Source organism: Cupriavidus phytohabitans, assembly GCF_000426345.1.
Taxonomy (GTDB): domain Bacteria; phylum Pseudomonadota; class Gammaproteobacteria; order Burkholderiales; family Burkholderiaceae; genus Cupriavidus.
On the sequence record NZ_AUFE01000022.1, the window covers coordinates 17,665 to 26,867 of the forward strand.

General features: G+C 65.7%; 9 protein-coding genes. 6 read left to right on the plus strand and 3 right to left on the minus strand.

The features are described 5' to 3' along the window. Positions 1–20 precede the first annotated feature (20 nt). From rpsK to dsbD, 6 genes are all read left to right on the plus strand, one after another. On the plus strand, positions 21–419 hold the full coding sequence (gene rpsK / locus K309_RS0117255; RefSeq protein WP_010812376.1) for a 30S ribosomal protein S11: 399 nt from the start codon (positions 21–23) through the stop codon (positions 417–419). 301 nt (positions 420–720) lie between these two features. Continuing rightward, the gene (gene rpsD / locus K309_RS0117260) at positions 721–1,344 is read left to right on the plus strand and encodes a 30S ribosomal protein S4 (protein WP_029047591.1); all 624 of its coding nucleotides are present in this window, start codon (positions 721–723) and stop codon (positions 1,342–1,344) included. 167 nt (positions 1,345–1,511) lie between these two features. After that, complete coding sequence (locus K309_RS0117265; protein ID WP_010812374.1) at positions 1,512–2,492, plus strand: DNA-directed RNA polymerase subunit alpha; 981 nt, start codon at positions 1,512–1,514, stop codon at positions 2,490–2,492. Positions 2,493–2,629: 137 nt separating this feature from the next. Beyond that, positions 2,630–3,025, plus strand: a complete 396-nt coding sequence (gene rplQ / locus K309_RS0117270) for a 50S ribosomal protein L17 (protein WP_010812373.1) — start codon at positions 2,630–2,632, stop codon at positions 3,023–3,025. A 128-nt stretch (positions 3,026–3,153) separates the two neighbouring features. Then, entirely contained in the window at positions 3,154–3,519 is a 366-nt protein-coding gene (gene cutA / locus K309_RS0117275) for a divalent-cation tolerance protein CutA (RefSeq protein ID WP_029047592.1), read from the plus strand. Between the two features lie 72 nt (positions 3,520–3,591). Further along, the gene (gene dsbD / locus K309_RS0117280; RefSeq protein WP_029047593.1) at positions 3,592–5,493 is read left to right on the plus strand and encodes a protein-disulfide reductase DsbD; all 1,902 of its coding nucleotides are present in this window, start codon (positions 3,592–3,594) and stop codon (positions 5,491–5,493) included. 20 nt (positions 5,494–5,513) lie between these two features. Here the strand turns inward: dsbD and K309_RS0117285 are convergent, their stop codons facing one another. The 3 genes from K309_RS0117285 to yihA all read right to left on the minus strand — a co-directional run bounded on the left by K309_RS0117285 (position 5,514) and on the right by yihA (position 8,731). Next, positions 5,514–6,725, minus strand: a complete 1,212-nt coding sequence (locus tag K309_RS0117285; RefSeq protein ID WP_029047594.1) for a magnesium transporter CorA family protein — start codon at positions 6,723–6,725, stop codon at positions 5,514–5,516. Between the two features lie 31 nt (positions 6,726–6,756). Further along, a complete protein-coding gene (hemB, locus tag K309_RS0117290) occupies positions 6,757–7,749 on the minus strand; it encodes a porphobilinogen synthase (protein ID WP_029047595.1) in 993 nt (330 codons plus the stop codon). A gap of 268 nt (positions 7,750–8,017) precedes the next feature. Further along, positions 8,018–8,731: a ribosome biogenesis GTP-binding protein YihA/YsxC gene (gene yihA, locus K309_RS0117295; RefSeq protein ID WP_029047596.1), complete on the minus strand. Its 714-nt coding sequence runs from the start codon at positions 8,729–8,731 to the stop codon at positions 8,018–8,020. Positions 8,732–9,203: the final 472 nt, after the last annotated feature.

Below are 9,203 nucleotides of genomic sequence, written 5' to 3' on the forward strand. Positions count from 1 at the left end.
GAAGGCAGAGGAAGAAACTAATGGCAAAAGGTCCGAATAACGCCGCTCGCGCGCGTAAGAAGGTCAAGAAGAACGTTGCCGACGGCATTGCGCACGTCCACGCCTCGTTCAACAACACCATCATCACGATCACCGACCGTCAGGGCAATGCTCTGTCGTGGGCGACCGCCGGTGGCCAGGGCTTCAAGGGTTCGCGTAAGTCGACCCCGTTCGCTGCCCAGGTTGCTGCCGAAAACGCCGGCCGCGTGGCGCAAGACCAGGGCATCAAGAACCTGGAAGTGCGCATCAAGGGCCCCGGCCCTGGCCGTGAGTCGGCTGTCCGCGCGCTGAACGCGCTGGGCATCAAGATCGCGATCATCGAAGACGTCACGCCGATTCCGCATAACGGCTGCCGTCCGCCGAAGCGCCGCCGCATCTAAGCGCTGGCGTTGTCCGGGCCCGGCGGGTTTACCTGCCGGTTTCGGATATGGTAAGATCGCGCGTTGACCTGCTGCATTTGATGCGGCAGGTTTTCGTTTTGCATCGACGGGATGTCGCATAAAGCACATCCGGTGGTCGATGTACTGTAAATGCTTTCAGCGTCGCACCCGGCCACATCCGGCCAGGACGCGCTTCATAAGCCCACCGTCCGTCACGGTCTTCCCAGTGTTCTGGGAGGCACTGCGTTGACGGACTCGCGGCGCGTCAAGAAGGCGCCGTGATAGACCAAAGGAAGACAACGTGGCACGTTATACCGGCCCGAAGGCCAAACTTTCCCGCCGTGAAGGCACCGACCTGTTCCTGAAGAGCTCGCGTCGCTCGCTCGCCGACAAGTGCAAGCTGGACAGCAAGCCGGGCCAGCACGGCCGCACCTCGGGTGCCCGCACCTCCGATTACGGCAACCAGCTGCGTGAAAAGCAGAAGGTCAAGCGCATCTACGGCGTGCTCGAGCGCCAGTTCCGCCGCTACTTCGCAGAAGCCGACCGCCGCAAGGGCAACACCGGCGAAAACCTGCTGCAACTGCTGGAATCGCGCCTGGACAACGTGGTGTACCGCATGGGCTTCGGCTCGACCCGCGCTGAAGCGCGCCAGCTGGTTTCGCACAAGGCGATCCTGGTGAACGGCCAGACCCTGAACGTGCCGTCGGCCCAGATCAAGTCGGGCGACGTCATTACCATCCGCGAGCAGTCGAAGAAGCAAGTCCGTATCGCCGAAGCGCTGTCGCTGGCCGAGCAGTCGGGCTTCCCGACCTGGGTTGCCGTTGATTCCAAGAAGTTCGAAGGCACCTTCAAGCAAGTTCCGGATCGCGCCGATATTTCCGGTGACATCAACGAAAGCCTGATCGTCGAACTGTACTCGCGTTAATCCGCGAGCAGATGGCGCAGCGCTTGCGTGCTCCGCAAAGCTTCTCTTTCAGCCCGACGCGCGCTACGCGCGGTCGGGCTTCGCCCATCGTTGCGATGGGAATTTTCAGGTTCCAAACGTCAGCCTTATCGGTGTAACGAGCCGAGGGTATTGAAAAGGACAACCTAATGCAAACAGCACTCCTCAAGCCAAAAATCATCGCCGTCGAGCCTCTGGGCGACCATCACGCCAAAGTCGTGATGGAGCCGTTCGAGCGCGGCTACGGCCATACGCTCGGTAACGCCCTGCGTCGCGTGCTGCTGTCGTCGATGGTCGGCTATGCCCCGACCGAAGTCACGATCGCTGGGGTGGTCCACGAGTATTCCACCATCGACGGCGTGCAGGAAGACGTCGTCAACCTGCTGCTCAACCTGAAGGGCGTGGTGTTCAAGCTGCACAACCGTGATGAGGTCACGGTGTCGCTGCGCAAGGATGGCGAAGGCGTAGTCACGGCTGCCGATATCGAGCTGCCGCACGACGTCGAGATCATCAACCCGAACCACGTGATCGCCCATCTGTCGGCCGGCGGCAAGCTGGACATGCAGATCAAGGTCGAGCAGGGCCGTGGCTATGTGCCGGGCAACGTGCGCAAGTTTGGCGACGAGTCGGGCAAGGTCATCGGCCGCATCGTGCTGGACGCCTCGTTCTCGCCGGTGCGCCGCGTGTCGTACGCCGTTGAGTCCGCTCGCGTCGAGCAGCGTACCGACCTGGACAAGCTGGTGATGAACATCGAAACCGACGGCGTGATCTCGCCCGAGGAAGCGATCCGCCAGTCGGCCCGCATCCTGGTCGACCAGCTGTCCGTGTTCGCCGCGCTGGAAGGCACCGAGTCGGCAGCCGAGGCTGCTTCGAGCCGCACGCCGCAGATCGATCCGATCCTGCTGCGCCCGGTCGACGACCTGGAGCTGACGGTGCGTTCGGCCAACTGCCTGAAGGCCGAGAACATCTACTACATCGGCGACCTGATCCAGCGTACCGAGAACGAGCTGCTGAAGACCCCGAACCTGGGTCGCAAGTCGCTCAACGAGATCAAGGAAGTCCTCGCCTCGCGTGGCCTGACCCTCGGCATGAAGCTCGAGAACTGGCCGCCCGCAGGTCTGGAAAAGTAATTGTGGCGCAGGGGCTTAGCCCCCTGTACCGCGGTAACCGCCCTGGCTTCGGCCGGGGCTCGTATGACTACCGGCCCGCGTCCAGCCGTATCGGACGATAGAAGAGCTGGTCAAACACTTAACTGAAAGGAATCATCATGCGTCACCGTCATGGTCTGCGGAAACTGAACCGCACCTCGTCGCACCGCCTCGCGATGCTGCGCAACATGTCCAACTCGCTGTTCCAGCACGAGCTGATCAAGACCACCGTGCCCAAGGCCAAGGAACTGCGCAAGGTCGTCGAGCCGCTGATCACGCTGGCCAAGAAGGACACCGTTGCCAATCGCCGCCTGGCTTTCGCCCGCCTGCGCGACCGCGACATGGTCACCAAGCTGTTCACCGAACTGGGCCCGCGCTACGCCACCCGTCCGGGCGGCTACACCCGCATCCTGAAGTTCGGCTTCCGTCAGGGCGACAACGCGCCGATGGCGCTGGTCGAACTGGTGGATCGTCCGGAAATCACCGAAGCCCCGGCTGAAGAAGCCGCGGAATAAGTGCATTTCCTGTCCGCTGCCGTCATGCGACGGTTCCGGGCACACCGCTTACAATCGAGCCAGGCATCCGCCTGGCTCTTTTGTTTTGGGCGCCAGCCGCCATTGCCAGCCGTTCCAGGAGAGTGCCGATGCCCGATGCCAGCAAGTCACCCGACCCCGCCGAGGTGCTCGTGGTGATCACCAATACCCCGGATGACGAGACCGCGGCGCGGCTGTCCCGGGCCGTGCTGGAGGCGCGCGCGGCGGCCTGCGTGAACCGTCTGGCCCCGGTGGAATCCGAGTACTGGTGGCAAGGCGTGCTGGAGCAGGCGCGGGAATGGCCGCTGCTGATCAAAACCACGCGCGCGCGTTACGCTGCACTCGAGGCGGTGATCCGGCAACATCACCCCTATGACGTGCCGGAGATTATCGCAGTGCCGGTGACAGCGGGTTTTGCGCCTTACCTGGCGTGGGTCGGCACCGAGACCAATACCGGCGTGCGCCCGGCGGAATAAGGGCCAATGGGACTGCCGCGCAGCAGCGGGTACGGCAGGATCGATTGCTCAGGACAGACAGGAAACAGCTTCATGAACATCGGTTTGGCACTTCCGGAGCGGGCACGCGGGCTGGTCCAGGCGCGGCATATTGCCGCAGTCCTGCTGGCGGTACTGGCCTGGTTTTGCCTGGCTGGTGCGGCGCAGGCAGCGACGGAAGACGACTTCCTGCCGCCGGAGCAAGCCTTCCGCTTCGCTGCGCGCCAGATCGACGACAGCACCGTGGAGGTGCGTTTCGATGTCGCGCCCGGCTACTACATGTACCGGGAGCGATTCGCCTTTGCGACGGAGCCTGCCGCCGTGAAGCTCGGCACGCCGGACTTCCCGCCAGGCAAGGTCAAGTTCGACGATACCTTCGGCAAGGAGATGGAGACGTATCGAGACAGCGTGACCATCCGCGTGCCGGTGGCGGCAGCGCCGGCTGACGGCAAGTGGACGCTGACGGTCACTTCGCAGGGCTGCGCCGACAAGGGCCTGTGCTATCCACCGATGGAAAGCGTCTACAAGGTCGGTAGCACCGGCCTGGCCGACCTGTTCGGCAAGCGCGGGCGCTCCGATGCGCCCGCTGCGGCCCCACTGCCGGCCCAGCCGGCTCCCGCTGCGTCGCTGCGTGCCGATGACAGCGACCGCATCGCCGGCGCGCTGGCGAGCCGCAACGTGGGCCTGATCGCGGCGCTTTTCTTCGGCCTGGGCCTGCTGCTGACCTTCACGCCGTGCGTGCTGCCGATGGTGCCGATCCTGTCGTCGATCGTCGTCGGCGAGCATGTCACGCGCAGCCGTGCGCTGGTGGTGTCGCTGGCCTATGTGCTGGGCATGGCGGTGGTGTACACCGCCGTCGGGGTAGCTGCCGGGCTGCTGGGCGAAGGCCTGTCGGCCGCGCTGCAGACGCCATGGGTGCTCGGCTTGTTCGCCGCGCTGATGGTGGCGCTGGCACTGTCGATGTTCGGCCTGTACGAGCTGCAGCTGCCGCGGCGCTGGCAGACGCGGCTGACGGAGTCGTCCAACCGCCGCCAGGGCGGCCAGGTGGCTGGTGCGGCAGCGATGGGCGCGATCTCGGCGCTGATCGTCGGCCCGTGCGTGACCGCGCCGCTGGCGGGGGCGCTGGCCTATATCGCGCAGACCCGCGACGCGGTCATCGGCGGCGCGGCGCTGTTTGCGATGGCGATCGGCATGGGCGTGCCACTGGTGCTGGTGGGCGTGGGCGCGGGCAACCTGCTGCCGCGCGCCGGCCGCTGGATGGAGGTGACCAAGCGCTTCTTCGGCTTCCTGCTGCTGGGTGTGGCGTTGTGGATGCTCGGGCCGGTGCTGCCGGCATGGACGACGATGCTGCTGCTGGCGGCGTTGCTGCTGATGGCCGCCGTGTTCCTCGGCGCGTTTGACGGGCTCGGGGCCGATCCGCGCAACCTGGCGCGCGTGGGCAAGGGGCTTGGCGTATTGTTCGCGATCGCCGCGGCCATCGTGCTGATCGGCGTGGCGTCGGGCGGGCGCGATCCGCTGCAGCCGCTGTCGCACCTGAGCGCGGGCCGCAGTGGTGCGGAAGGCGCGAGCGCCGCCCAGGCAGTGCGCTTCGAGCGCGTGCGCAGCGTTGCCGAACTGGATGCCCGCGTGGCACAGGCCGCCGCCGCGGGCAAGCCGGTGCTGCTCGATTTCTATGCCGACTGGTGCGTCAGCTGCAAGGAAATGGAGCGCATGACCTTCGTCGACCCGCGCGTGCGCGCGCGGTTGTCCGAAATCGTGCTGCTGCAGGCGGACGTGACCGCCAACAATGCCGACGACAAGGCGCTGCTCAAGCGCTTCGGGCTGTTCGGGCCGCCAGGGATCATCCTGTTCGGGCCGGATGGGCGCGAGCGGCCGGTGCGGGTGATCGGCTACCAGTCGGCCAACCGTTTCCTGGAGAGCCTGGAGCGCGCCTTCGGCAAGCGCACCAGCACCTGAGAGGCGTACTTGCGCCTGCGCTAGCGCTCCAGCTGCCGCGCCACTGCCCACAGCGCGCCCAGCACCACCACCACCGCCCCCATCAGGCCCATGGACCACCAGAATCCGTCTGGTGCCTGCAGCCACGGCATGCGCTCGAAGTTCATGCCAAAGATGCCGGTGATCAGCGTCAGCGGCATGAACAGCGCCGTGATCAGCGTCAGCATGCGCATGGTGCGGTTGGTGCGGTGGGCCACCGCCGAGAAGTGGATCTGCACCGCCGACTCGATTGAATCCTCCAGCCGGCGCGCATGCGCAAGCACGCGCTGGATATGTTCCATGACGTCGTTGATGCGCACCAGCAACACTTCATCGCGCCCAGGGATGGCTACCGGGCCGTGCTGGTCGCTGCTGTAGCGGTTGTCCAGCAAGCTGTCGCGGAATTCCTGCAGCGCATCGCGCTGCTCCTCGCTCAGGTGTTCCAGCTTGCGCAGCTGGATGCGCGCGTCGAGCAGCCCTTCCCAACTGGAAAAACTGCGGCGCGAGTTCAGCAGCGCGCGCTGCCAGCGGTCGAGCTGGCGTGTCAGCGGGGCGCGCAGCTCGAGGTAGCGGTCCACCATCGCATTGAGCAGGCGCAGCATCAGGTCCTCGGGCCGGTTCGGCGGACGCACGCCGTGCAGCAACGGTTGGCCATTGCCGCGCGCGGGTGCCGTCTGCGGGCGCGGTGCCTGGCAAAGCTCGAGCAGGCGCTGGCGCACCTGGTCGACGGTGCGCGACGGGCCATTGCGTACCGTGACCAGCAGCGTATCGAAGACGAAGAACGTAACCGGCTGCGTATCGATCCTGGCCAGCGCGGGCAGGAAGCCGGGTGGATAACGCCGTGCGCGGGCGGTTCCATCACCCGACGTCTTGGGCGCGCCGGCCGGCGCTGGCTCCTGCGGTTCGGCCTCGGCGATTGCACGGCTGGTCTCGAAGGTCAGCTTGCGGAAGATCACCATGTCGTATGCATTGGTCGTGTCGAAATACGACGGATGCGCGGCATTGGTGGCGTCGGCCAGGTGCAGGTCGAGGATCGCGGCGCCGGCGAGCTGGCGCACATTTTCGCGCCACGCATCAGGGGCGGCGGTGACTTCCTCGGTAGAAAAGTCCGCCCACACGAACAGCGCTGCGGCATTGCCGCTGAGGAAGCTGCCCGCCTCTGCGAGCGAGGCGAGCGGGTGTACCTGGCTGGCCGAGAAGCCGAGCAGTTCCATAGGCGCTTGGTTCCCGATAGGGCGATACAGGTCAGGCGGCCAGCAGGCGCGCGGCGTCGCGTGCGAAATAGGTCAGGATGCCGTCGGCGCCAGCGCGGCGGAAGGCCAGCAGCGATTCCATCATGACCTTGTCGTGGTCGAGCCAGCCGTTCTGCGCGGCGGCTTTCAGCATCGCGTACTCGCCGCTGACCTGATAAGCGTAGGTGGGGAAGCGGAACTCGTCCTTCACGCGGCGCACGATGTCGAGGTACGGCATCCCGGGCTTGACCATCACCATGTCGGCGCCTTCGAGGATGTCCTGCGCCACTTCGCGCAGGGCCTCGTCGGTGTTGGATGGGTCCATCTGGTAGGTCATCTTGTTGCCCTTGCCCAGGTTGGCCGCAGAGCCGACCGCGTCGCGGAAGGGGCCATAGAAGGCCGATGCGTACTTGGCCGAATAGGCCATGATGCGGGTGTGGATGTGGCCGTTGTCTTCCAGCGCCGTACGCACCGCGCCGATGCGGCCGTCCATCATGTCGGACGGGGCCACGATGTCGACGCCCGCGTCGGCCTGGGCCAGCGCCTGGCGCACCAGGATCTCGACGGTGGTGTCGTTGATGACGTAGCCGTTCTCATCCAGCACGCCGTCCTGGCCGTGGCTGGTGTAGGGGTCGAGCGCAACGTCGCACAGCACGCCGAGTTCGGGGAAGCGGTCCTTCAGCGCTCGAACCGCGCGCGGCACCAGGCCTTCGGGATTGATGGCCTCGATGCCGTCCGGCGTTTTCAGCGACGGGTCGATCACCGGGAACAGCGCGAGCACCGGGATGCCAAGCTTGACGCAGTCTTCGGCCACCGGCATCAGCAGGTCCACGGAAACCCGCTCGACGCCCGGCATCGAGGCCACGGACTGGCGCTGGTTCTGGCCGTCAAGGATGAACACGGGGTAGATCAGGTTGTCCGGCGACAGGCGATGCTCGCGCATCATGCGGCGGGAGAAATCGTCGCGGCGCATACGCCGCGGGCGGTACTCGGGGAAGGTCGACATGGCAGGCTTCTTGTGCTGGAGACGGGACAGAAGTGTCCTATTTGCCAGCCGGCGAGCACTGCGCGCGCGGCGCAAAGTTGCCGGCTGAAGAAAAACTAAACTTTTGTGCGTGCCCGCCATCATACTCGCGGACACTATGCGTTGCGCCTTGCGTGGCGCGGGTGTCCCCCGCTACTCCTCCCTGAGCGGGTACCCGCCCCAGCGGCGGGAAAGTTCGCCCCCGTTGCTTGCAGCGGGGTTTTTTTTGCGTGCTGGCTACGCTGCGGCGTTATGCCGCAGGACCTTCCGAAGCGGGAGGTTCAGCCGCCGTCGGTGCCGTGACAACGTCTTGCGCCGCGTTCTTCTGCGCTTCCGGCAGGTTGAGCCACCCGGCGATCACACCCTGCGCTTCTTCGATGCCGCGACGCTTGAGGCTCGAAAACAACTGTGCCGTCAGGGGCACCGGCGTTTCAAGCTGCTCCGCATAGCCCTGCAGCATCTTGCGCGTCTCGCGCAGTGCCTTGGCGTTCTCGCTGTTGGTGAGCTTGTCGGCCTTGGTCAGCAGCACGTGGATCGGCTTGCCGGTGGGCAGGAACCACTCGACCATCTGGCAATCGAGATCGGTGAACGGCCGGCGTGCATCCATCATCAGGATCAGGCCCGACAGCTGCGGCCGCGTCTGCACGTAGTCGCTGAGCAGGCCCTGCCAGTGGTACTTGGCCGAGCCCGACACCTCTGCATAACCATAGCCGGGGAGGTCGACCAGGAACGCCTGCGGTTCCGGCGCCTTGACCGGGGCCACCGTGAAATAGTTGATGTGCTGCGTGCGTCCGGGCGTGCGCGAGGAAAACGCCAGCCGCTTCTGGTTGCACAGGATGTTGATGGCGGTGGACTTGCCGGCGTTGGAGCGGCCGGCGAACGCGACCTCGGGAACGGCCGTGGCGGGCAGGTCCCGCAGGTGGTTGACGGTAATGAAGAAGCGGGCCTGGTGGAGAAGGGACATACGCGATAGCGGTAGGGCGGGGCGCCGCGGCGGCGCAATTGGCGCTGGCCGTGGCCGGGTTACCGCCAGGGTGGGGAGGGGTGCGGCCGGGCCGCTTGCCGGGTTTGATTTGGCGCAGCGCAAGCCCGTTTCAACACGGCACAGCAGGGCGCAAGGCATCAATCCGGCACATAACTTATTGTACAATACGCCGGTTTACGGTCTCCTGACCGGGTGACGCGCGACATCCCTTTGCCGCGTGGCTCGGCTGCCGTTGTCCGGACGGGAAGCCTCGTTGTGTCGTCCTATCGTGGGCACGGCCTTGTTTCGCATATGTGTTGCACCTCAGGTGCCGCAGCGGCGGAGCAAGGGCTGGCGGGAGTCTGCCGCCAGGCAAACCGCAGCGGATCGGTCATCCGCGCGGGTCGCCACGATGTCAGGCCTTTGTCCCGGCGCGTCCTCACCGCCGGCAGAGTGCCGGCCGGCACGCATT